Genomic DNA, 19,938 nt, shown 5'->3' with positions numbered 1-19,938 from the left:
AGTCCGTCGATTCGGATCGTCTCCACGTATCACGCGGCGACCGAAACGGAGGCCTTAGCGTCATCGGCGCTGACCCGTCGGCATGGACACTACTGCGTTCCGCCGCGGCGTCCGCGACGCGGTTCCGCTGTTGCTCGGAATCGTCCCCTTCGGACTCGTCGCCGGGATCGCCGCCGTCAACGCCGGGTTCGGACTTCCGACGGCGGTGGGTCTGTCGGTCGTCGTCTTCGCCGGCGCGTCCCAGATCGCCGCCCTGGAACTGCTCGGCCAGAGCGCACCCCTTTCCGTCGTCGTGGCGACGGCGGTCGTCATCAACCTCCGGTACCTGATGTACTCGGCGTCAATCGCGCCGTACTTCCGCGAGTTCACCGTCCGGTGGAAGGCTGTGCTCGCGTATATCCTGACCGACCAGGCGTACGCCATCTCCGTCGCCAGCTACCGGTCCGACCGCTCCGTCGACCGCAAGTGGTACTACCTCGGCGCGGCGGTCACCCTCTGGGTGGTGTGGCAGGTCACCACCGTCGCCGGCGTGCTCCTCGGCACCGGCGTCCCGGACGCCTGGGGGCTGGAGTTCGCTATCCCGCTGGTCTTTCTCGCCATCCTGGTCCCGGCCATCGAGGACCGGCCCTCCGCGGTCGCAGCCGTCGTCGGGGGTGCGCTGGCCGTCCTCGGTGCGGGCCTCCCGCTCAACCTCGGCCTGCTCGTCGGAGCAGCGGTCGGCATCACTGCCGGTGTGGTCGCCGAGTCACTCGCGGAGGGGACCGATGGCGACTAGCTACGACCCGGTCGCGCTCGTCGCCGCCGTCGCGCTCGTCGGCCTACTGACCTACGCCTGCCGCCTCTCCTTTATCGCGCTGTTCGGTCGGCTTGACGAGATTCCACCGAGCGTCGAGCGGGTGTTACGGTTTGTCCCCGCGGCCGTCCTCGCCGCCCTCGTTCTCCCGTCGTTCGTGACACTCGACGCCGGTAGTTTCGCCATCGACAAGTTCGTCGCGGGAACGCTCGCGGCGGGCGTGGCCTGGAAGACGGAGGACGTGTTCGCGACGATGGCGACGGGGATGGGCACCCTCTGGGTGCTCAGGTTTCTGCTTTCCCTCGGCATGTGACCGACTGTACCTGCTGCAGTAGCACAGGGGGCAGGAACCGCCTGGCCCGCTCCTCCCTCAGATTCTCAGATGAGCGGGCGGGTCGACAGCTTCCAACTGTTCCAGCAGTCCCAGGCGGTTCTCCTCGACCCACACCTCCGCGATCTCGTCGTCTTCGAGCCGGTACATCGCCATCCCGGTCCACTCGACCTCGTGTCCGGTCGGCTCGACGTCGAGGAACTCCCCTTTGTGTGTCCCGCTCGCGGAGTAGCGAACGGCGACCGTATCGCCCTCTGCGACCATCGCGTGTGTCGTGCCGCTGTAGTCCGGGAACCGCTGGAAGTGTGACTCCAGGAACTCGATGACGTCCTCGGGACCGTGTAGTGTCTCGTGAATACTGTGCTCGACCACGTCGTCGGCCAGGATGTCGTCCAGTGTCTCCAGGTCTCGCTCGTTGAACGCGCGCAGGTATTGCCTGACAGTGTCCGCGTTCGATGTTTCGGTTGTTGACATTGTTTCACCTCACGCATGGTGCTCCGGGCTGGAGTCCGGGCCGTGCCGGGAGCTCCCATGTCAGTGTTCTTCGCGAAACGTGTTAGTATTTAACATGGTCGGCTGGGCGGGAAGGTGGGCAGCGATGTCTCAGTGGTGGGCCAGAAAGGAGATACCCGGCGGGAGTCAGGCCAGCTCAAGTGATGCCCCACAGCAGTCCGAGCGGTACTGCTCGCGTTGCTCGACGAGCTTACAGTCCCGGTAACGTCTGGCGACGAGGTCACCACACGCCTCGCAGGTGAGGACGTGCTTCGGATCGGTGAAGGCCGGACAGTGAACGTCGGTGTCGAGCTGGGCGGCCCGCTCCCGGAAGGCCCGGCCGTGGTCGGTCGTCCCGTCGCGCTGGTACTGCTCGACGTGGATGAGTTCGTGGCGCAATGTCGCCTCCCACTCCTCGCGGTCGAAGGTCGAGAACGCGTCCCAGGTCAGCGACACTGTACAGGGTAGCGGGCGGCCGTCACTCCCGTCGACGCTGTCCCAGTCGTACCGCTGGCCGACGGTGGCGTCGTCCAGTTTCGGCCGTTTGACCGCAGCGGCCCGACGCTTGGCGCGGTGGGACACCTCCCAGTCGACTAGGTCGAACCGGACCGAGACGCCCCGCTCGCGGCGGACCCGTCGGCAGTACTGTCGCGACCAGTCGATGAGGTCCGCATTCGAACCAATACCTTCGTAAGAAACTACGCCGCTCATCGCCTCAGAGGCCGGTCGGGCAGTCGATGTAGGTCGTCTCCACGCCCCAGTCCTCGACGACGGCCTGGAGCGACTGAACACCAAACGTCTCCGTCGCATAGTGGCCGGCAAGGACGACGTGGATCCCCTGCTCGCGGGCCTCGTGGAAGGCCTGCTGTTTCCCCTCGCCGGTGATGAGCACGTCAGCGTCTTTTTCGACCGCCTCCTGCAGCCAGTCGACGCCGCTGCCGGTGACGATGGCGACGTCCTCGACGGTCGACGGGCCGAAATCGAGCACCTGTACGGACTGCCCGCCGGTATCCAGATTTCCTTCGAGGGCACCTTTGAGTTCGGAGACAGTCTGTGGCTCTGCGAGGGTGCCGCGCTGGCCGATGTACTCGCCGCCCATCGACCCGAACGGGGCACGGTTGTCGAGGTCCAGCAGGTCCGCAACGCCGGCGGCGTTACCCAGCGACTGGTGGCCGTCCAGAGGGAGGTGGGCGACGTACAGCGCGAGGTCATTGTCAACGAGTGGGGCGACCCGGCGGTAGTTGGTTCCCGTTACGCGCTCCATCCCACCCCAGACGATGCCGTGGTGGGTCACGAGCAGGTCAGCGCCCGCCTCCGCGGCGCGGTCGATGGTCTCGACGGCCGCGTCCACCGCGAAGGCGACGTGCCCGACCGGCTGGGTCGCCGGCCCGACCTGCAGGCCGTTTGGGCTGGCGTCGATGTCGGCGTAGGCCTCGATGTCGAGTCGGTCGTCGAGCCGCGTCGCGATGTCTCCTGCGTTCATAGCGCGGGCTTCGAGAGGGCCGGTGGTATGCTTTACTCTACCGGCGTCCGGCTATCCCTCTGTTTCGACCAGTTGCCCGTTTTCCTGTCCGATGAGGTCCCGGTCCACCGCGGCGTCGATGATGGCGTCGAACTGCTCCCCGTCGATATCGTAGGCGTTGATCGCAACCTCACGGATCTCGGCGCGGTCGACGGGCATCTGCCGGTTCTGGAGCAGACGCATCACCTTGTTGTACTCCAGTTTCGTCAGCGAGGGGGCGTCGGCGCTGTCGTCGCCGTTCCCGCGTCTATCGGTGTCCCCGCGCCCCGTTTCCGCATCTTTATCCTCGGTCGACTCCGCCCCTCGTTCGTCCGCGGTATCCGGCGCGGCCGTTTCCGTCGCATCCGGTTCCCGTGTCGAACCTGCCGGCTCCGCTGACCGGTCGGATTGCGTCCGGTCCCCCGCGCTCGCGCTGTCGTCGCCCAGCAGTGAGCCGTCATCGGTCGGTTCGACCACGCTCTCGGCGGTCGTCTGTTCGCCGCCCCTCGGCGTCTCAGAATCTTTGCGCAGCCCGGACGGCTCATCGGTCCCAGCGTCGGTAGCCGTCCCTACTGCGTCGCGGGCGTCCGCCTTCGCCGCCTCAACGGCCGGTTCGACAATAGTTGCGAGCTTCTCCCGACAGGTCGAACAGAGCACGACGGCCCCCTGCTGCTCTGCTTCCGGGTCCAGCGATTTCGGGATAATCGGATACTCGGAGAGCGAGACGTCGAGCGCGCCACCGCAGAAGTAACACGACGAGAGCTGGTCCATGCCCGCTACGTGGAGATGCTGTGTAATAAAATCCTTATATCGGTATAGTTGCTACATCAACCGTGGCCATCCTCCCGGGTGACCTGTCACTGTACACGAGCGGCAAGCGGTCTGTATACTACCAAGTCAGACCGCTCGCCATCTGTGCAACCGCGAACCGGGTTCTGAAAGAGGGGAGACCGTGACACAGACGATCGAGCTCTCGACGACCGGGCTTTGTCCGTCCGTTTCCGCGGAGCCGAGCCAGGCGCAATTCCGGCTCGACAACACAAGAGTCGCTGTCGAAGGCGGCCAGCTATCGGAAGAGGCTGGTCTGGACGAGATCTTCGATGTCCGGCTGGGCCAGCCACCACAGGCCGCAACGGGTGCGCTCTCGGGGACGGTACTCACAATCGGGTTCGAGCGCGGCGGCCAGCGCGTCGTGCTGTTCATCGACGGGACGGAATCGACGTTAGACCGGGTCAGTGGGCTGTTGTTCCGCCGATTGCTCGACGGGACAGAGGTGGCCGTTTGCCATCCCGCGACAATCGGCGGGCGCGTGACAGAGCGGCGGTTCGATATCGGTGAGCTCCGGGTCACCCCCGGACGAGTCGGGTGTACCGGTATCAGGCAACCGCTCAACGTCGACCTCGAAACCGTCGTGGGCGTCAGCCGCGCCGAGAAGGAACTGCTGGGCCGTCAGGAGCCGACTGTCGACCTCCGGTACGTCAGGCAGGGAGTCGTCGTGGGGGCCGACCTGTCGCTGAACCCGCCGCGGAAGCTCAATCTGCTCGGACGGTACCTTCGGCGCAGATACGGTCGGCTACGGCGGGAACTGCGGGAACTCGACCCGCCGGCTCCGGTCGTCCGGACGCTGACACGGCTCTACGCACGCGGGGGACGGACAGATTCCAGTAGCGTCCTGGCACAGGAATCGGCGGAGCCGGAAGCCCTGCTCGAAGGGCTGATTGAGAACGGTCTGGTCACCATAGACGACAGCGAAGTTCGATTAACCATGCTGGGTTGGGTGCTTGTCGTCGAGCGGGCCGTCGGCGTCGGCGTATCAGATAGCTGAGTACACATCTGGGCGTCTCCCGGAGAGAGACCGTTCAGGTCCGTTCTCTCATCGCGTGGTATACACTGTAAGTAAATGTATATATCTCAGCCGAGAAATCCCCGGACGAGCTCCGCGGCGTCGTCACTCGGCTCCAGCCACGGCGTGTGGCCGTGTTCTGGGAGTTCGTGAAACTCGGCGTCGGGCATCTTCTCGGCGACGGGGCGACCGACAGTTGGCGCGTAGAAGGCGTCCTCCGTGCCCCAGACGAACTGCGTCGGTCGGTCGATTTGCACTATTTCGGTCCGGATGTCGAACAGCGGATGGGCGCGGCCGAATGAGCCCTGTGCAGTCGCCAGCGACCGCTGGCTCTCCGGGCGACCGGGCAGGTCCTGCCCGGCGGCGAGCAGTTCGTAGAGGGCGTCCGGTATCGCCGCGGCGTCGACGACGTTGATCCGCTTCATCGACTGCCTGGCGTTCTCGACTGGGTCGCCGCGGTTGAGCAGCCACAGCAGCACGCGATTGAGGCCGCGGACCGTCAGCAGGCGAAACAGGAGCGGGAGGTCCCGCGAGAGCCCGCCCGGCGCGCCGACGAGTTGCAGTCGGTCCACGCGGTCGTGGTCGAGTGCGAGCAGGAACGACTGGAGGCCGCCGTGGGAGTTACCGACGACGTGCGGGCGGTCGATTGCGAGATCGTCGAGCAGGTCACGCAGGTACGCGACCAGAAACGACCGGAGGTCCCGGTCCCGGTAGCTCGGGGCGGCCGAGAGGCCGAGCCCGGGCCGGTCGGGGGCGTACACGCGGTACTCGTCGGTGAGCGCCGGGAACAGGGGGAGCCACGTCGCCGCTGGCGTCCCCACGCCGTGCAGGAGCAGTATGGGGTCGCCGTCCGGGTCCCCGCCGACGAGATAGTGAACGCGACCCACGGCGTCTGTCTCGGTCACTCTGGACTCGACGGCACGGTCGTAGTGATCGGCGAGACGGGCTTGAGTGTCCGCGTATCGGCGCTCGGCCGGATGGGGCCAGTCATCGGGCGATAGCGAACGATCCACGGGGACTGTGGTGCCGGAGCTCATACGTGAACACTTCAGCCCCGGACGTATCAGTATACCCCGAGCCAGCACACACGAGAATGGAGTGTCGCTCCATGGGACACATATACCTCCGTTCCTTCGCTCCCACATGGAGACAGTCGAGGGGACGATTCTCGCCGGGCGGTCGTTCGAGCCGGTTCAGGGCCGGATTGTCGTCGAGGATGGTCACATAGCGGCCGTCGAGGAGACGCCCGAGCGAAAGAGCGAGCCGGACCGCATTGTCCTCCCGGCGTTCGTGAACGCACATACCCACGTTGGAGACTCGGTTGCGAAGGAGGCAGCCGTTGGACTTGGCCTGGAGGAAGCGGTGGTGCCGCCCAACAGCCTGAAACACCGGCGGATCGCAGCGGCCGACGACGAGACGCTGATTACCGCGATGCACCGGACGCTCCGGCGGATGCAACGGACCGGCACCGCGGCGTTCCTCGACTTCCGGGAGTTCGGCGTCGACGGTGCGAACGCGCTTCGCGAAGCCGCCGAGGGACTCGATATCGAGGCCTTCATCTTCGGAAGCGACGACCCCGCAGTGCTGGACGTGGCCGACGGGTTCGGTGCCAGCGGCGCGAACGACGACGACTTCACTGCCCGGCGGGCCGCCGCCAGGGAGCACGGGGTCCCGTTCGCTATCCACGCCGGCGAACCGGACGCGACGGACATCCATCCGGCACTTGACCTGGAGCCGGACCTGCTGGTCCACATGGTCCATGCCGAAGCGGAGCACCTCGAACGAGTCGCCGAGCAGGACGTCCCCATCGCGATCTGTCCCCGAGCGAACCGCGTCCTCGACGTCGGCCGACCGCCGATTGAGACGCTTCTGGAGTACACTGACGTCGCGCTCGGGACCGATAACGTGATGCTGAACGCACCGTCGATGTTCCGTGAGATGGAGTACACCGCGAAGACGTTCGACCTTCCCTCCCGGACGGTGCTTCGGATGGCGACGACCGCTGGAGCCGACGCAGTCGGCCTCGACTGTGGTGTCATCGAGCCCGGTCGTCGGGCCGCACTGCTGGTACTCGATGGCGATTCAGACGCTCTCTCGGCGGTTGCAGACCCGGTCGACGCGGTCGTTCGGCGAGCGTCTCCGCTCGACATCCACCGCGTTATCTGTTGAGAGACGACAGAGCCATGTGAGCGATACTGCTCGCAACAGGCCCAGACGGGGAGACTGGTCGCTCGCCGGTTTCGGGTCAGTTCTCGGCCGCGTGGGCGAACACGAACGCCCGGAGGAGTTTCGCGGCCAGCGTCGCCGCCTGGCCGTCGTCGCGGTCGTTGACCTCGACCACGTCGAAGCCGACGGCCTGCGGTGCGACGGCCCGGACAACCTCGTGCAGTTCTCGCGGTTCGAGGCCGAACGGCTCCGGCGTCCCGGTTCCGGGCGCGAACCCGGGGTCGGCGGCGTCGATGTCGACTGAAAGGTACACTCGCTCGTCGTTGAAGTCTGGCGTCCAGTCAGCCATGTCCGTTGGCGGAACCACGGTCACGTCGTCGTCACTCGCTCGGTCCCACTCCGCCTCGGAGCCGGTCCGAGCGCCCAACACGACTGCCTCGTCAGCGACCGAGAGCGCGTGGTTCGTCACCGTCGCGTGGGAGTACTCGTCGCCGGCGTAGGACTCCCGCAGGTCTAAATGTGCGTCCAGACAGACGAACACATCAGGGTCCAAGGCGCGTACGCCGGCGACGGAAACGGTGTGTTCGCCGCCGACGACGAGCGGAACAGCCCCCTCGCTCTCGAAATCCGAGAGGGTGCCCTGGAGGAAAGTGAGGTACTCGGCGACGTCGGCCGTGGGGCCGATGTCGCCGTGGTCGTAGACGGAACAGTCAGTGAAGTGCTGGCCGGTGCGGTGGTCGAAGTCGTCGAACTGCTGACCGAACTGCCGGACGCGGCGCGGGCCAAAGCGTGCGCCGGGGCGAAACGACGTGGATGCGTCGAGTGGTGCGCCGACGAGCGCGTAGTCGGCCGCCCCGCGGTCGGCCCCCGCACCGGGCAACATCGTTACGAGCGTGTGATCTTGCGCTGCTCTTCGTACTGCAGGTACTCGATCTCGTCGTCGGGCTGGAGGTCGATGTCCTCGGGGACCCGCATCGTGAACGTGTCGTAGGTGTCGAGGTCCATCACCTGCGCGTCGTTGCCGTCTGTGGAGACGACCTGGCCCTGCTTCCGGTTGACAATCGGGACCCAGACCTTCGCGTCGACGGGCTGGGACAGCGAGCGCTTCTTGCCGTCGAAAACGCCCTTTGCGTCGATTCGGGCCTTGGCGCTGCCGTGCTTGCCCGGCTTGGCCGTGCTGTAGGAGTTTATCTTACACGGCGTGTCCTCGATCATGACGTAGCTACCTTCGTCGAGCTCTCGAACTTCGGTCTGCTCTCTTGCCATACCGCCGGATTACCCCTGTTTGGGTATAAACGGTTTGGAATGACGCAAGCCGCAGCTATCAGTAGCCACTCCGGTTGATTCGTGAGCCCGAAGGATTGGAAAGTGGACCAGTCCCAGCAGCTTGAGAGTGGACGGTGTCACCAGCGTCGCGCTGTGTGGGAACAGTTTATCCTCATGCAAATTTGATGCCAAATTACTTTCATCGGCATGGCGAACTTTCAGGTATGCCTCACGAGGTCGAGGACGAAACGACGGTCAACGAGAGCTACTCAGTCACGGTTCCGGCAGCAGTACGTCGAGCGGCTGGGGTTGAGGCAGGCGACAAACTCCGCTGGCACGTCGACGACAACGGGTCGCTCTCGGTCAAGGTGGTCAAGCAACAGTACGGTGCGTTCTCGAAGCTCGATCCGGTCGACACCGGTGAGTCCACCGACGCCGCCGAGGACCACGATCTCATCGCCGGGGACTACTGATGGCCGCAGTCGTCGTAGACGCGAACGTGATCATTGCGGCCCGCATAGCAAAAGATCAGAATCATCAGCGTGGCGAAGCAATCTCACATGCGATTGACGACGGGACACTTCCGACAGGATACGTTCTGAGCAACGTGCTTGAGGAGACAACGAATTACCTGGAGGCGAGAGCCGGACACGATGTGGCGACCGAGACGCTTGATGCACTTATCGAGAGTAGTGGGTTCGAAATCAGACAGACGCCGAAGTCGGACTTCGATGCCGGCCGCTCGCTGTTCCGTCGGTACGACTCGCTCTCGCTGACAGACGCGATTATTGTGGCGGCAATGCAGCGCGAAGAGATCGACTATCTCTACAGTTTCGACGATGGCTTCGACGGCGTCTCTGATATCACCCGCCTCACGACGGCGGATAATCCATTCGAGCAGTGAGCCCTTGGCCTGCCCCGTTCGTCTGCTCTAACTCCACACTCACTTTTAGGCCACCCCCACAGTTCAAGTGAGCTTGCACTAACCACACAGGTGTGGCACTCTCGTTCGACCTGTTCGGGACGCTTGTCGCGGCAGACCGGCCAGCAGCGCCGTGGAGCGCCGTTGCGGAGGCGCTCGCGGCCCGGTCGGTTCGGGTGCCCGACGACTGGGAGGACGCCTATCGCTCGGCCCACCGCGACTACGAGCGCGGCCGGGAAGCGCCGCTGGACGAGCACGTTCGGCTAGCGCTGGATAGCCGTGGGGTCGAGATAGCCGACACGACTGCACGGGAGGCCGTCCTCGCGGCGTTCGACAGCCCCGTAACGGTCCGCGACGGAGCCATCGAGGCGCTCGACGCCGCGGCACAGCAGGGGCCGGTCGCCGTCTGTTCGAACTGCAGCGTCCCTGGGCTGGTCGAGCGAACGTTGGAGCGAGCGGCCATCGAGACCCGGAGCGACCACTCCTTCGATGCCGTCGTCACCAGCGTTGACTGTGGCTGGCGAAAGCCGCATCCCAGCATCTTCGAGACGACGGCGGACGCGCTCGATGTGACGCTTGCCGACCTCACCCACGTCGGCGACGACGCCCGGACGGACGGCGGTGCGGGCCGCGTGGGCGCGCAGTCGATACTGTTAGAGGACCACTCGCTGCCGACGATAGCCGAAAAGCTCCGGGAGGGGGAACTATGCTGAGCGCGCTGGCCGTCGCCGGCGGGCTGGAACTGGCAATCGGTGAGCCGCCGACCCGCTTGCATCCAGTCGCGTGGTTCGGACGGGTCGTCGGGGCGGTCGACCGTGAGTGGGACCGGCCGCTCGTGGTCGGGACGCTCGCCGCGGCGCTGTTACCACTTGGAGCCGCCGCAGCGGTCGGCGGGGCCGTCGCCCTCACCGCCACCGTCGAACCGGTCGCTGCTGTCTCACTCGCCGGCCTCGCACTGTTTCTGACCACGAGCCTTCGCAGTCTCCTCTCGACCGCTCGGGATGTCATCGCAGACACTGACACCGACCTCCCGGCTGCTCGGGACGGGCTACTCGCACTCGCTGGCCGCGACGCGGGCGCACTCTCGGCGGGCGAGGTCCGGAGCGCCGCCGTCGAGAGCACGTCGGAGAACCTCGCCGACGGTCTGGTCGCGTCCCTGGCCGCATTTGTCGTTGGCGGGCTCGCCGCTGCGGGTGTCGGCCTTTCGCCGCTACCCGTCGCCGCCGGCGCAGCGGCATGGGTCAAGGCCGTCAACACGATGGACTCGATGCTGGGCTACCGCTCGAAGCGCGTCGGGACGCCCGCGGCGCGGCTCGACGACGCCGTGATGTGGCTCCCGGCCCGGTTGAGCGCGCTCCTGCTCGCCGTCGCCTGCGGGTCGCCCCGCTCAGTGGGCCGCGCTCGGACCTGGCTGGACGGCGTGCCCTCGCCGAACTCCGGGTGGCCGATGGGGACGGCCGCCGCGGCGCTGGACGTTCGACTCGAAAAGCCCGGCGTCTACGTGCTGAATCCCGGCGGCCAGCTCCCCGACGCGGCGACGGCCCAGCGCAGTGTGACGCGGGTTGGCATCGCCGGCGTCCTGGCGTACCTGCTGGCCGGCGCGGGGGTGTTCGCGTGGTTCTGACCGCGCTCCGGGGGGCACTTGGCTTCCTCTCGCGGCTCCCGGTCGGCCACAGCGAACAAGCGTGGGACGCCTTCGTCGCGACCCCGGCGGCGTTCCCGCTGGCCGGCTACGTCGTCGGCGGCATCGTCGCACTGCCGTTCCTGGCCGCGGGCCTGCTCCCGGCCCCGGTCGTCGCCGCGGCGTACCTCGGGAGTGTTGTCCTCGTCACCGGTGTCAACCACGCTGACGGCCTCGCGGACCTCGGGGATGCGGCCGTCGTTCACGGCGACCCCGCGGAGCGCCGCGATGTGATGCGAGACACGACCGTCGGCGTCGGGGCGGTCCTCGCACTGGGGACCGTTCTCCTCGCGCTCGCGCTGGCCGCGCTGGCAGTTGCCGGGCTCCCGCCGCTGGTCGCCGTCACGCTGGTCCTTTCCGCCGAGGTGGGGGCGAAGCTCTCGATGGCGACGCTGGCCTGCGTCGGCCGTCCGAGCCACGACGGGTTCGGTTCGACGGTGATCGACGGGAACGGCCCCCGCAGGCTTGTCGCCGCACTCGCCGTCGCGCTCCCGGCCGCCGTCGTCGCCGTTCCGGCGACCGCAGTCGCAGTTCTCACCGGCCCGCTGCTCGCTGTTGGCCTCTCGGGCTGGGCCGACCGCCGGCTGGGTGGCGTCAGCGGCGACACGTTCGGCGCGGCTAACGAACTCACGCGCGCCGCCGCGCTCCACGTCGGTGTCGCCGCGTGGTCGCTCTTCGGCGGCATCTGGTCGGTGCCGCCGGGCAACTGGGAGGTGCTCGCATGGACGCTCTGGTGATGTGTGGCGGGCGCGGGACGCGGCTCGATACTGAGGCTGAGAAACCGCTCTTTCGAGTCGGCGGCGTGCCAATGGTCGACCGGGTTATCGGGGCACTTCGGGATAGTTCCGTCGAGAGAATTATCGCCGCAACGTCGCCGAACGCCCCGGTAACGCGGGATCATCTGGACGTTCCCTGTATCGAGACACCTGGCGAGGGATACGTCGCTGACCTCGACAGGGCGCTGGCCGACGACCGACTCTCGAAGCCAGTGCTGACTGTCGCCGCCGACCTGCCGCTACTCGACGGCGAGATAGTGGATCGGGTGCTCGACGAGCACGGCGGCGGCTCGCTGACGGTCCTGGTTCCGGCCTCGCTGAAGCGCGGGCTCGGCGTGAGCGATGACACGACGTTCGGGCATGGGGGCCGTGAGGTCGCGCCGACGGGTATCAACGTCGTCGGCAACGGCTCCGACGACGCCTGGCTCACGCGGGACCGACGCGTCGCGGTCAACGTCAACACGCTCGCTGACGCCCGTGTGGCCGAACAGTGGCTACAACAATATTGAGGCAGAAACCGGGCCGCCACGAAACTTTCTCCACAGCGCCCGCCGTAGCACCTGTCCATGGACCCTGACTCGGTCGACGGCTTGCGGGCGAGCGGCGGCGACGGGACCGATGCCGCCATCGATGCGAATGGGCGCGTCCCACACGGCAGCAGCGACGACCCGGACCTGCTGGATTTCAGCGCGAACACGAACCCCCGCGTCCCGCCGGGAACGGAAGCGGTCTATCGGCAAGCCTTCGAGGCCGCCCGCTCGTATCCGGCTGACGACTATTCCGAGTTCCGGGCGGCCGCGGCGTCCTTTGTCGACTGCGAGCCGGAACAGGTGATACCCACAGCCGGCGGCCTCGAAGCCATACGCCTGGCGATTCAGACGACGGTCCGGGCCGGCGACAGCGTCCTCGTTCCCTACCCCAGCTTCGGCGAATACGCCCGCGAAGTCCGACTGCAGGGCGGGAAACCGGAGTTCGTCCCACACGACGAGGTGCTGGGCGTTGACCCGTCCGGACACGCACTCGCCATCGTCTGCAACCCGAACAACCCGACCGGTGAGGCCGCCGACCCGTCGGCGCTCCGGGCCTTCGCCGACGACTGTCTCGAAGCTGGGACGACGCTGCTGGTCGACGAAGCCTTTCTGGGATTCACCGACGAGCAGTCGCTGGCGGGCCGCGAGGGCGTCATCGTCGCACGGTCGCTAACCAAGCTGTTCGGCCTCCCCGGCGTCCGAATGGGCTATACCGTCGGCACGGGCGCGGCAAGGGACCGACTCGCCACCGCACGCCGCGCCTGGTCGATGAGCACTGCTGCGGCCGCTGTCGGTGCGCACTGCTACGACCAGACCGAGTTCGTCGCCGAGACGAATGCCCGCGTCACTGCCGAGCGGACACGCATGCGGGAGCGGCTCTCGGGGCGGTTCGACGTGTCCCCCTCGGATGCGCCCTTTCTCCTGCTGTCGGTCAGCGACGCCGACGAGTCCGTCGACGAGATTCTAGCCACGGTCCGCGAAGCCGGTATCGCACTCCGGGACGCCCGAACGTTCCGCGGGCTGGACTCGCACATCCGTGTCGCCGTCAGAGCCCCCGAAAAAAACGACCGGCTGTTGGACGCGCTGGATGTTTGAGACGACCGTTCGGGACGGTGTCTGTCAGATTCGCCGCGACGGGGCGCGGTGGCTCTCGACGGCGTGGGACGGGGGCTACCGAACCGCTGAGGCGGTTTACAACATCACCGTCCCGGAGGGGTTCGAGCGGACCGACCTCGACGCCTACCGCGCCGAGCGGCTCTCCGGGGCCGGCTTCCCCGTCGGTCCAGCACTGCTCACCGGCGTCCACATGGCGCACGCCCGCTGTGCCCGGAGCGGTCCGGTGTCTGTGCTGGCGACCGCGGGCCTCTCGAACCCCGCGGCGTTGCCGATGTCGACAGAGGAGACAGCCGCCGCCGATGGGACAGCCGCGAATCCGGCAGACAGCCCCGACTGGCGGCCGGGAACGGTCAATCTCGTCGTCGGCGTCGACCGCGCGCTGGACGACGGCGCGCTGGCGACGCTGCTCGCCACGACCGTCGAGGCGAAGGCCGCGACGCTGCTCGACGCGGCGGACGTTCCGGGAACGACATCGGACGCCGTCATCGTCGGCTGTGTCCCGAGCGCTGAGTCCGCCCCCTTCGCCGGCAGCGCGACCGAAGTCGGTGCCGCCGCTCGCGTCTGTGTTCGGGACGCTATCCGGGCGAGCCTTGCCGCCCGCTACGACGGCGACGACCTGCCGACCGTCGAAGACGCGGCGTACGGCGTCATCACTGACCGGGACACCATGGTTTTCGAGCCCTGAGAGCGCCGTTTCTCACACGACGTTCCCGAAGACCAAACGGCTAAACAGAATACGGGCGAACAGACGGGTATGAGCGACAACACGGCCGGACCGACCGCCGAGCCCATCAGTCCGAGCGCGCCTGAGGAGTTCGGGCTGGTACAGGTCTGGTGGGGCGACGGCAAGGGGAAGACCACGGCTGCGCTTGGGATGGCGACCCGCGCCGTCGGCCACGGCTACCGCGTTCACCTCCTGCAGTTCATGAAAGGCGGGACCAGCACCGTCGAGGATGTGCGCGGGGAGTACAACGCTATCGCGGCCCTGCCGGGCTTTTCCTACGAGAACGCGGGCCACTACGGCTGGCACGGCTTCCTCGACGGGAGCGAGGACGACGAGCACGAGGCCCGTGCGAAGGGGGCGCTCGACCGCGCTCGGGAGATCATTCAGGCCAGCACCGAGGCCGACCTCTCGACGCCGCAGGACGCTGACAGTCCACCGGAAGACGGGGTGAACATGCTCGTCCTCGACGAGATACTCTACGCCGCGAACCGTGGCCTCGTCGACCCGACGGATGTGATCGGGCTCATCGAATCCAAGCCCGACGACCTCGAACTCGTGCTGACGGGCGGCCACGAGCGGCCCGAGTTCCTGACCGACCACGCGGACCTCATCTCCGAGGTCAGCAAGGAGAAACACCCCATCGACGCCGGGCAGGGCGCGCGGAAGGGGACGGAGTTCTGAGCAGGGCGTCTCGGTCGGCAGTTATCGCTCAGCCAGCAGGTCGTCGACAATCTCACGAGCCGCTTGCACGTGGTCGTCGGCAGCGGCGTCGCCGGTGCCGTCGACGTTCGAGAGAATGTGGTCGACGGTCGCCAGCCGCTCCGTTAGTGCGTCCTCGGAGAGATCGCCTTCAGCGATATCAGCGGCGACGGCCTCGGCCTCCCCGAGCCATCGGCTGGCCGTGCGTTCGACCGGCCGCTCCCCGGTTGCAGCGAGGTGTTCGTACAAGACCTTGAGTCGCTGGTCGGTCACAAATATATCTCGGCGGGCCAGCGGGAAGAACCCCGCCGAACCACTGATAATCCAGGCGGCCCCAGCACTGTCTGATGGCCCACACGCTGCTGGTCGCGGGAACGGCGAGCCACGTCGGCAAGTCGACCGTCGCGGCCGGGCTCTGTCGCTACCTGGCCGACCGCGGCGTCTCGGTCGCGCCGTTCAAGGCCCAGAACATGAGCAACAACGCCCGGGCGACGCCCGGCGGCGAGGTCGGCGTCTCGCAGTACGTCCAGGCCCGCGCGGCCCGCGTCGCGCCGTCGACCGACCACAACCCAGTCCTCCTGAAACCGCGAGGCGACGGCGAGTCGCAACTCATTCTGGACGGCCAAGCTGTCGGGCATTTCGAGGCTCGTGGCTACTACGACGACCACTGGGGCGACGCGCTGGAGACCGCCCGCGCGGCCCACGACCGACTCGCACAGTCCCACGACGTGATCGTCGCCGAAGGGGCCGGCTCGATTGCCGAAATCAACCTCCACGACCGCGACCTGGCGAACGTCGAGACGGCCCGGTTCGCCGACGCCGACGTGGTGCTGGTCGCCGACATCGAACGCGGCGGCGTGTTCGCGTCGCTGGTCGGGACCCTCGAACTCGTTCCCGACGACATCCGCGAGCAGGTGGCCGGCGCGGTCATCACGAAGTTCCGCGGCGACCGCTCGCTGCTTGCCCCTGGCATCGAGGAGTTCGAGGACCGAACTGGCGTGCCCGTCCTCGGCGTGATTCCCCACGACGACCCCGGGCTCCCCGAGGAGGACAGCGTGGTGCTGCCGCCGGTCGGTGAGCGATCCGTCGTCGGCGCTGACGACGGCGTGCCCGAGGGCGAGAGCGTCACCGTCGCGGTCCCGCGGCTCCCGCGCATCTCGAATTTCACCGACCTGGAGCCACTCGCCCGCGAACCCGGCGTCAGAGTCGCGTACGTTCCGCCCGATGCCACCCTCGACGACGCCGACGCGGTGGTCCTGCCGGGGAGCAAGAACACCGTCGACGACTTGCTGGCACTGACCGATGCTGGATTCGGTGACCGACTGCACGCGTTCGAGGGTCCCGTCATCGGCCTCTGTGGCGGCTACCAGATGCTCGGCGAGGCGATCACGAACGCCGACATCGAGGGGACCGGCGATGCTGACCGCGTCGAGGGCCTGAGATTGTTGCCGGTGACGACGGAGTTCAGCGAGGCCAAGACGGTCGAACACGTCCAGCGGGACCTCGACGGCGTCGGCCCGCTCGCCGGGGCGAGCGGGACCGTCGAGGGCTACGAGATCCACATGGGCGACTCGACGCTGACCGGCGACGCCGCCCGGCCCTTCGACGGCGACGGGGCGGCGACCGACAGCGTCCTCGGGACCTACCTCCACGACCTCTTCGTCAACGACACTGCCCGGGAAGCCTTCGTTCGAAACACGTTCGAGACCGCCGGAATCGACCCGCCTGCGGCGAGCGAGCGAGACGACGGCGACCCCTACGAACAGGCGGCGGCACTCGTCGCCGACCACGTCGACCTCGGACCGCTTGCGCTTCCCGGGCGGTGACTGTTTGATACTCCCCCAATTTCCGGAAATTTATATACAGCTAGCTCGCAATATTCCCCAATGGTCGAAGTGTTCGCGGTCGCCAGTGGGAAGGGCGGAACTGGCAAGACGACGAGCACCGTCGCCCTCGGGATGGCGCTAGCCGACCGCTACGACGTGACGGTGGTCGACGCCGACACGGGCATGGCGAATCTCCTTTTTCACGCCGGCCTCTCCGACGCCGAGACGACGCTACATGACGTGCTGGCCGACGACGCGCCAGTCGAGGCGGCCGCGTACGACCGATTCGGGCTGACTGTGGTCCCCTGTGGCACGAGTCTGGATGGCTTCAGGGACGCCGACCCGGATCGGCTCCGGGACGTGGTTGCGACACTCGCTGAAGGAACGGACATCATCCTCCTCGATTCGCCGCCGGCGCTCGACAGCCGGACGGCCGTCCTGCCGATCGTGCTGGCCGACCGCATCGTGGTCGTGCTCCAGCCGACGATCCCCGCCATCTCGGACGGGCTGAAGGTCCAGGAGTACGCGACGACCTACGGCACGGACGTGGCCGGCCTCCTGTTCAACAAGGTCCGTGCGTCCGAGTCCATCGAGCAAGTCTCGGAGAAGACCGAACGGTACTTCGACGGGCCGACACTGGCGGCCGTCCCCGAGAGCGAGCGCGCCCGCGAGGCGCGCCGTGCCGGCCGGCCGCTGCTCGCCCACGCCCCCGAGTGCGAGGCGGCGACGGCCTACCGCGAGGCCACCGAGGCACTCACGATACAGGACGGACCAGCCGCCGACGCCGCCGACCGGTTCCGAAGCGCCGTCATCCCCGAGTCACTATGAAGCTCCCCCGCGGCCGACTCGACAAGTCCCGCGTCGTCACGGACCCGCGGGCCACGCTGGCCGACGTGCTGGACCGCGAGCTGACCGGCTACGCGGTCTTCGAGTCCCAGGAGACGCTCCTGCTCGATGGCGAGGGGCGCGGCGTCATCACGTTCACCGACGGCGTCCCCGTGCTGGCCTACCACACCGGCACGGACCGGGGCGGCCCGCCGGCGCTCGCGGATCTGGCGATTCCCGGCCCGTACCACGTCTCGCTGTACGCGCTCGACATCGCCGACCTCGAAGCGGCGCACGAAGCAGCCGATCTACGGGTCCCACCCGGGATGCCCGCCGAGCGACTGGGCGGCGACCCGGCGCTGGCCGACAGCACCAGACGGGCAGCCTCAGACGAACGGCTGAGGGCAACGGACGGCGACGAAAGCAACGCCGAGGGTGGGGTCAGTGAACAAAGCGCCGTCGAAGCGTTCCTCGACGACGCGGAGAAGATCGAGGCCATCAAACAGCAGGCGCGCTCGGAAGCCCACGAACGCGCACAGCAGTGGGAGTTCTGAGGGCTGGACGGCCCCGCTTGCGTGGGATTTGTTCCCGTGACAGCGGTACCCGAAAGCTGTCGAAGTACAGAGTGTTATATAGGAGGACGTGTTGACCCCTAAACATATGTACGGAGCCAGCCAGTCACCGCAGGAGATCTCCAGACGAGCGCTACTGGGGAGCACAGCGGCCGGGCTGGCGGCGACGAGCGGCTGTATGCAGCGGTTGCGGACGCTGGCAGGCAACAAGGAAGCCTCCGCCGTTTCGCTCTCCATCAAAACGCGCCCGGCGGACGAGGACCCGGGCGCGATGCATATCGCGCGCGAACTGGAGTCGTGGTTCGACACCGCCGGCGTCGACACCACCGTCCAGCCGGTGACGGCGGCGGAACTGTACCGCCAGACCCTCCTCAGCCACGAGTTCGACGCCTTCGTGGGCCGCTACCCCTACCGGCAGATCACGGCGGACTCGCTGTACTCGCTGGTCCACTCGTCGTTCGCCGCCGAGCGCGGCTGGCAGAACCCCTTCGGGTTCGCCGACCTCGAAGTCGACGAGCTACTGACGACACAGCGCCGCCAGTCCGGCGACCGCCGTGCCGAGACGCTGGCGTCGCTACAGGAGCACCTGGCGAACGTCTGCCCGTTTCTCGTCATCGGCACGCCGGACAGCATCCGCGCAGCGAACACGACACGCTTCAGCGGGTGGACCGGCGCGTTCGGGGAATCACCGCTCCGACTGCTGACCCTCGACCGGGCCGACCCGGCGGCGACGACGCTCAGGCTCGTCACGACGGACAGTCGCGTGACGCGGAACCTCAATCCGTTGATGGCCCCGTTCCGCCGACGCGGCCGGATTACGAGCCTCATGTACGACTCGCTCGCCCGCCAGTATCACCGGGGAGTAGTCCCCTGGGCCGGGGTCGACTGGGAGTGGGATACGACCGGCCGCGGCGGGGCAGTGCTGCGGGTCACACTGCGTGACGACCTCCAGTGGCACGACGGCGAGGCGCTGACCGCGGCTGATGTGGCGTTCACCTACCGGATGTTGGCCGATACGTCGCTCGGAGCTTTCGAGCAGGCGGTGCCGCCGACGCGCTATCGGGGCCGTGCCTCGGTTGTGACCGAGGCAACTGTCGTCGACGAGCGGACGGTCGAACTCGCCTGTCCGGACTGCTGTCGCGCCGTCGCTGAGCGGGCACTCACCGTGCCGCTGTTGGCCGAACACGTCTGGCGCGAGCGGGCGAACGAGGCCGACATCGGCGGGGTCGGTATCGGCGCCGCGACGACGGAAGCGCTCGTGACCGATGCCATCCCACCTGTCGGGAGCGGCCCGCTGCAGTTCGACACCGCGAGCGACCGCGAATCGCTGCGGCTGACCCTGTTCGAGGACCACTTCAGCACGGCGATGGACCCCCCGGATAGCGTCGGAGCGAGCGCACTCGACCCGCCGTTTGACGCCGTCGAGGTCGGGTTCGTCGGCTCGGATGCCACTGCCGTCGAACTCGTCGAGAGCGGCGATGCCGATGCGACCGCCGTCGGCGTCGGCTCGGACCTCGTTCGGACTATCGGGCGGGCCGACGACCTCACGCTGTTGCTGGACCAGAGCGACTCGTTTTACTTCCTCGGATTCAACGTCCGGTCCGCGCCGCTGTCGAACTCCCGGTTCCGCAACCTCCTGTCGCATCTCGTCGACCGCCAGCATCTCGTCGACACCGTGTTCGACGGCTACGCGACGCCGGCCGTCAGCCCGCTGTCGGGGACGGGACTGGTGCCGGAGACGGTACAGTGGGAGCCAGGTGGCACAGTCACCCCGTTTCTCGGGTCCGACGGCGAACTGGACACGGAGCAGGTCCGGTCGGCGTTCCGGGAGGCCGGCTATCGGTACGACGCGAGCACGCTCCTCCAATCGTAGCG

General features: G+C 67.4%; 25 protein-coding genes. 17 read left to right on the top strand and 8 right to left on the bottom strand.

Annotated elements, in window-relative coordinates:
- The first annotated feature begins 82 nt into the window (after positions 1–82).
- On the top strand, positions 83–775 hold the full coding sequence (locus tag ACY9XZ_RS16590; protein WP_463458142.1) for an AzlC family ABC transporter permease: 693 nt from the start codon (positions 83–85) through the stop codon (positions 773–775).
- Positions 765–1,106 (top strand): AzlD domain-containing protein, encoded by a 342-nt coding sequence (locus ACY9XZ_RS16585; RefSeq protein WP_463458141.1) that lies wholly within the window; start codon positions 765–767, stop codon positions 1,104–1,106. Before ACY9XZ_RS16590 ends, ACY9XZ_RS16585 begins: the two co-directional genes overlap by 11 nt.
- A gap of 57 nt (positions 1,107–1,163) precedes the next feature.
- Here ACY9XZ_RS16585 and ACY9XZ_RS16580 read toward each other — a convergent pair whose 3' ends face one another.
- From ACY9XZ_RS16580 to ACY9XZ_RS16565, 4 genes are all read right to left on the bottom strand, one after another.
- Complete coding sequence (locus ACY9XZ_RS16580; RefSeq protein ID WP_463458140.1) at positions 1,164–1,598, bottom strand: ester cyclase; 435 nt, start codon at positions 1,596–1,598, stop codon at positions 1,164–1,166.
- 165 nt (positions 1,599–1,763) lie between these two features.
- Positions 1,764–2,327, bottom strand: coding sequence for a SprT-like domain-containing protein (locus ACY9XZ_RS16575; RefSeq protein ID WP_463458139.1), 564 nt, complete (start codon positions 2,325–2,327; stop codon positions 1,764–1,766).
- A 4-nt stretch (positions 2,328–2,331) separates the two neighbouring features.
- The gene (locus ACY9XZ_RS16570; protein WP_463458138.1) at positions 2,332–3,099 is read right to left on the bottom strand and encodes a Nif3-like dinuclear metal center hexameric protein; all 768 of its coding nucleotides are present in this window, start codon (positions 3,097–3,099) and stop codon (positions 2,332–2,334) included.
- A gap of 51 nt (positions 3,100–3,150) precedes the next feature.
- Positions 3,151–3,888 (bottom strand): hypothetical protein, encoded by a 738-nt coding sequence (locus ACY9XZ_RS16565; protein WP_463458137.1) that lies wholly within the window; start codon positions 3,886–3,888, stop codon positions 3,151–3,153.
- 181 nt (positions 3,889–4,069) lie between these two features.
- On the opposite strand from ACY9XZ_RS16565, the gene ACY9XZ_RS16560 reads away from it, so the two are divergent.
- On the top strand, positions 4,070–4,942 hold the full coding sequence (locus ACY9XZ_RS16560) for a CheF family chemotaxis protein (RefSeq protein ID WP_463458136.1): 873 nt from the start codon (positions 4,070–4,072) through the stop codon (positions 4,940–4,942).
- An 86-nt stretch (positions 4,943–5,028) separates the two neighbouring features.
- Here ACY9XZ_RS16560 and ACY9XZ_RS16555 read toward each other — a convergent pair whose 3' ends face one another.
- On the bottom strand, positions 5,029–5,997 hold the full coding sequence (locus ACY9XZ_RS16555) for an alpha/beta fold hydrolase (protein WP_463458135.1): 969 nt from the start codon (positions 5,995–5,997) through the stop codon (positions 5,029–5,031).
- A gap of 106 nt (positions 5,998–6,103) precedes the next feature.
- Here ACY9XZ_RS16555 and ACY9XZ_RS16550 point away from each other — a divergent pair, with 106 nt between their 5' ends.
- Complete coding sequence (locus ACY9XZ_RS16550; RefSeq protein WP_463458134.1) at positions 6,104–7,129, top strand: amidohydrolase family protein; 1,026 nt, start codon at positions 6,104–6,106, stop codon at positions 7,127–7,129.
- A 76-nt stretch (positions 7,130–7,205) separates the two neighbouring features.
- Here ACY9XZ_RS16550 and speB read toward each other — a convergent pair whose 3' ends face one another.
- The gene (gene speB / locus ACY9XZ_RS16545) at positions 7,206–8,009 is read right to left on the bottom strand and encodes an agmatinase (RefSeq protein ID WP_463458133.1); all 804 of its coding nucleotides are present in this window, start codon (positions 8,007–8,009) and stop codon (positions 7,206–7,208) included.
- Between the two features lie 2 nt (positions 8,010–8,011).
- Positions 8,012–8,392: a translation initiation factor IF-5A gene (locus ACY9XZ_RS16540; protein WP_004515075.1), complete on the bottom strand. Its 381-nt coding sequence runs from the start codon at positions 8,390–8,392 to the stop codon at positions 8,012–8,014.
- A gap of 224 nt (positions 8,393–8,616) precedes the next feature.
- On the opposite strand from ACY9XZ_RS16540, the gene ACY9XZ_RS16535 reads away from it, so the two are divergent.
- The 9 genes from ACY9XZ_RS16535 to ACY9XZ_RS16495 all read left to right on the top strand — a co-directional run bounded on the left by ACY9XZ_RS16535 (position 8,617) and on the right by ACY9XZ_RS16495 (position 14,822).
- Positions 8,617–8,865 (top strand): AbrB/MazE/SpoVT family DNA-binding domain-containing protein, encoded by a 249-nt coding sequence (locus tag ACY9XZ_RS16535; RefSeq protein ID WP_463458132.1) that lies wholly within the window; start codon positions 8,617–8,619, stop codon positions 8,863–8,865.
- Entirely contained in the window at positions 8,865–9,296 is a 432-nt protein-coding gene (locus tag ACY9XZ_RS16530) for a type II toxin-antitoxin system VapC family toxin (protein WP_463458131.1), read from the top strand. Before ACY9XZ_RS16535 ends, ACY9XZ_RS16530 begins: the two co-directional genes overlap by 1 nt.
- A gap of 92 nt (positions 9,297–9,388) precedes the next feature.
- Positions 9,389–10,027, top strand: a complete 639-nt coding sequence (locus tag ACY9XZ_RS16525; RefSeq protein WP_463458130.1) for an HAD family hydrolase — start codon at positions 9,389–9,391, stop codon at positions 10,025–10,027.
- Positions 10,021–10,938, top strand: a complete 918-nt coding sequence (locus ACY9XZ_RS16520) for a CobD/CbiB family cobalamin biosynthesis protein (RefSeq protein WP_463458129.1) — start codon at positions 10,021–10,023, stop codon at positions 10,936–10,938. Before ACY9XZ_RS16525 ends, ACY9XZ_RS16520 begins: the two co-directional genes overlap by 7 nt.
- Positions 10,929–11,732 (top strand): adenosylcobinamide-GDP ribazoletransferase, encoded by an 804-nt coding sequence (gene cobS, locus ACY9XZ_RS16515; RefSeq protein WP_463458128.1) that lies wholly within the window; start codon positions 10,929–10,931, stop codon positions 11,730–11,732. The genes ACY9XZ_RS16520 and cobS overlap by 10 nt, the downstream gene beginning before the upstream one ends.
- Positions 11,732–12,280, top strand: coding sequence for an NTP transferase domain-containing protein (locus tag ACY9XZ_RS16510; RefSeq protein WP_463458640.1), 549 nt, complete (start codon positions 11,732–11,734; stop codon positions 12,278–12,280). Before cobS ends, ACY9XZ_RS16510 begins: the two co-directional genes overlap by 1 nt.
- 57 nt (positions 12,281–12,337) lie before the next feature.
- Entirely contained in the window at positions 12,338–13,396 is a 1,059-nt protein-coding gene (locus tag ACY9XZ_RS16505; RefSeq protein ID WP_463458127.1) for a threonine-phosphate decarboxylase, read from the top strand.
- A complete protein-coding gene (locus ACY9XZ_RS16500) occupies positions 13,389–14,102 on the top strand; it encodes an adenosylcobinamide amidohydrolase (protein WP_463458126.1) in 714 nt (237 codons plus the stop codon). The genes ACY9XZ_RS16505 and ACY9XZ_RS16500 overlap by 8 nt, the downstream gene beginning before the upstream one ends.
- 69 nt (positions 14,103–14,171) lie before the next feature.
- Entirely contained in the window at positions 14,172–14,822 is a 651-nt protein-coding gene (locus tag ACY9XZ_RS16495) for a cob(I)yrinic acid a,c-diamide adenosyltransferase (protein WP_463458125.1), read from the top strand.
- A gap of 21 nt (positions 14,823–14,843) precedes the next feature.
- On the opposite strand, the gene ACY9XZ_RS16490 is transcribed toward ACY9XZ_RS16495, so the two are convergent.
- On the bottom strand, positions 14,844–15,113 hold the full coding sequence (locus tag ACY9XZ_RS16490; RefSeq protein WP_463458124.1) for a hypothetical protein: 270 nt from the start codon (positions 15,111–15,113) through the stop codon (positions 14,844–14,846).
- 74 nt (positions 15,114–15,187) lie between these two features.
- Here ACY9XZ_RS16490 and ACY9XZ_RS16485 point away from each other — a divergent pair, with 74 nt between their 5' ends.
- The 4 genes from ACY9XZ_RS16485 to ACY9XZ_RS16470 all read left to right on the top strand — a co-directional run bounded on the left by ACY9XZ_RS16485 (position 15,188) and on the right by ACY9XZ_RS16470 (position 19,936).
- Positions 15,188–16,666 carry a cobyric acid synthase gene (locus ACY9XZ_RS16485; RefSeq protein WP_463458123.1) on the top strand — a complete coding sequence of 493 codons (1,479 nt, stop codon included), beginning with the start codon at positions 15,188–15,190 and terminating at the stop codon, positions 16,664–16,666.
- 60 nt (positions 16,667–16,726) lie between these two features.
- Positions 16,727–17,494 carry a nucleotide-binding protein gene (locus tag ACY9XZ_RS16480; protein ID WP_463458122.1) on the top strand — a complete coding sequence of 256 codons (768 nt, stop codon included), beginning with the start codon at positions 16,727–16,729 and terminating at the stop codon, positions 17,492–17,494.
- Positions 17,491–18,045 (top strand): hypothetical protein, encoded by a 555-nt coding sequence (locus tag ACY9XZ_RS16475; RefSeq protein ID WP_463458121.1) that lies wholly within the window; start codon positions 17,491–17,493, stop codon positions 18,043–18,045. Before ACY9XZ_RS16480 ends, ACY9XZ_RS16475 begins: the two co-directional genes overlap by 4 nt.
- Before the next feature lie 106 nt (positions 18,046–18,151).
- Positions 18,152–19,936: an ABC transporter substrate-binding protein gene (locus ACY9XZ_RS16470; RefSeq protein WP_463458120.1), complete on the top strand. Its 1,785-nt coding sequence runs from the start codon at positions 18,152–18,154 to the stop codon at positions 19,934–19,936.
- The last annotated feature ends 2 nt before the right edge of the window (positions 19,937–19,938 follow it).

The sequence above is a fragment of the Haloarcula sp. HT12 genome, assembly GCF_055271655.1.
This window is presented reverse-complemented; position numbering and strand designations above follow the sequence as displayed.

Bases quoted from the DNA above. Each gene is read 5' to 3' on its own strand.
- ACY9XZ_RS16590 (WP_463458142.1), top strand. From the start codon at position 83: ATGGACACTACTGCGTTCCGCCGCGGCGTCCGCGACGCGGTTCCGCTG.
- ACY9XZ_RS16585 (WP_463458141.1), top strand. From the start codon at position 765: ATGGCGACTAGCTACGACCCGGTCGCGCTCGTCGCCGCCGTCGCGCTC.
- ACY9XZ_RS16580 (WP_463458140.1), bottom strand. From the start codon at position 1,598: ATGTCAACAACCGAAACATCGAACGCGGACACTGTCAGGCAATACCTG.
- ACY9XZ_RS16575 (WP_463458139.1), bottom strand. From the start codon at position 2,327: ATGAGCGGCGTAGTTTCTTACGAAGGTATTGGTTCGAATGCGGACCTC.
- ACY9XZ_RS16570 (WP_463458138.1), bottom strand. From the start codon at position 3,099: ATGAACGCAGGAGACATCGCGACGCGGCTCGACGACCGACTCGACATC.
- ACY9XZ_RS16565 (WP_463458137.1), bottom strand. From the start codon at position 3,888: ATGGACCAGCTCTCGTCGTGTTACTTCTGCGGTGGCGCGCTCGACGTC.
- ACY9XZ_RS16555 (WP_463458135.1), bottom strand. From the start codon at position 5,997: ATGAGCTCCGGCACCACAGTCCCCGTGGATCGTTCGCTATCGCCCGAT.
- ACY9XZ_RS16550 (WP_463458134.1), top strand. From the start codon at position 6,104: ATGGAGACAGTCGAGGGGACGATTCTCGCCGGGCGGTCGTTCGAGCCG.
- speB (WP_463458133.1), bottom strand. From the start codon at position 8,009: ATGTTGCCCGGTGCGGGGGCCGACCGCGGGGCGGCCGACTACGCGCTC.
- ACY9XZ_RS16540 (WP_004515075.1), bottom strand. From the start codon at position 8,392: ATGGCAAGAGAGCAGACCGAAGTTCGAGAGCTCGACGAAGGTAGCTAC.
- ACY9XZ_RS16535 (WP_463458132.1), top strand. From the start codon at position 8,617: ATGCCTCACGAGGTCGAGGACGAAACGACGGTCAACGAGAGCTACTCA.
- ACY9XZ_RS16530 (WP_463458131.1), top strand. From the start codon at position 8,865: ATGGCCGCAGTCGTCGTAGACGCGAACGTGATCATTGCGGCCCGCATA.
- ACY9XZ_RS16520 (WP_463458129.1), top strand. From the start codon at position 10,021: ATGCTGAGCGCGCTGGCCGTCGCCGGCGGGCTGGAACTGGCAATCGGT.
- ACY9XZ_RS16510 (WP_463458640.1), top strand. From the start codon at position 11,732: ATGTGTGGCGGGCGCGGGACGCGGCTCGATACTGAGGCTGAGAAACCG.
- ACY9XZ_RS16505 (WP_463458127.1), top strand. From the start codon at position 12,338: ATGGACCCTGACTCGGTCGACGGCTTGCGGGCGAGCGGCGGCGACGGG.
- ACY9XZ_RS16500 (WP_463458126.1), top strand. From the start codon at position 13,389: ATGTTTGAGACGACCGTTCGGGACGGTGTCTGTCAGATTCGCCGCGAC.
- ACY9XZ_RS16495 (WP_463458125.1), top strand. From the start codon at position 14,172: ATGAGCGACAACACGGCCGGACCGACCGCCGAGCCCATCAGTCCGAGC.
- ACY9XZ_RS16485 (WP_463458123.1), top strand. From the start codon at position 15,188: ATGGCCCACACGCTGCTGGTCGCGGGAACGGCGAGCCACGTCGGCAAG.
- ACY9XZ_RS16480 (WP_463458122.1), top strand. From the start codon at position 16,727: ATGGTCGAAGTGTTCGCGGTCGCCAGTGGGAAGGGCGGAACTGGCAAG.
- ACY9XZ_RS16475 (WP_463458121.1), top strand. From the start codon at position 17,491: ATGAAGCTCCCCCGCGGCCGACTCGACAAGTCCCGCGTCGTCACGGAC.
- ACY9XZ_RS16470 (WP_463458120.1), top strand. From the start codon at position 18,152: ATGTACGGAGCCAGCCAGTCACCGCAGGAGATCTCCAGACGAGCGCTA.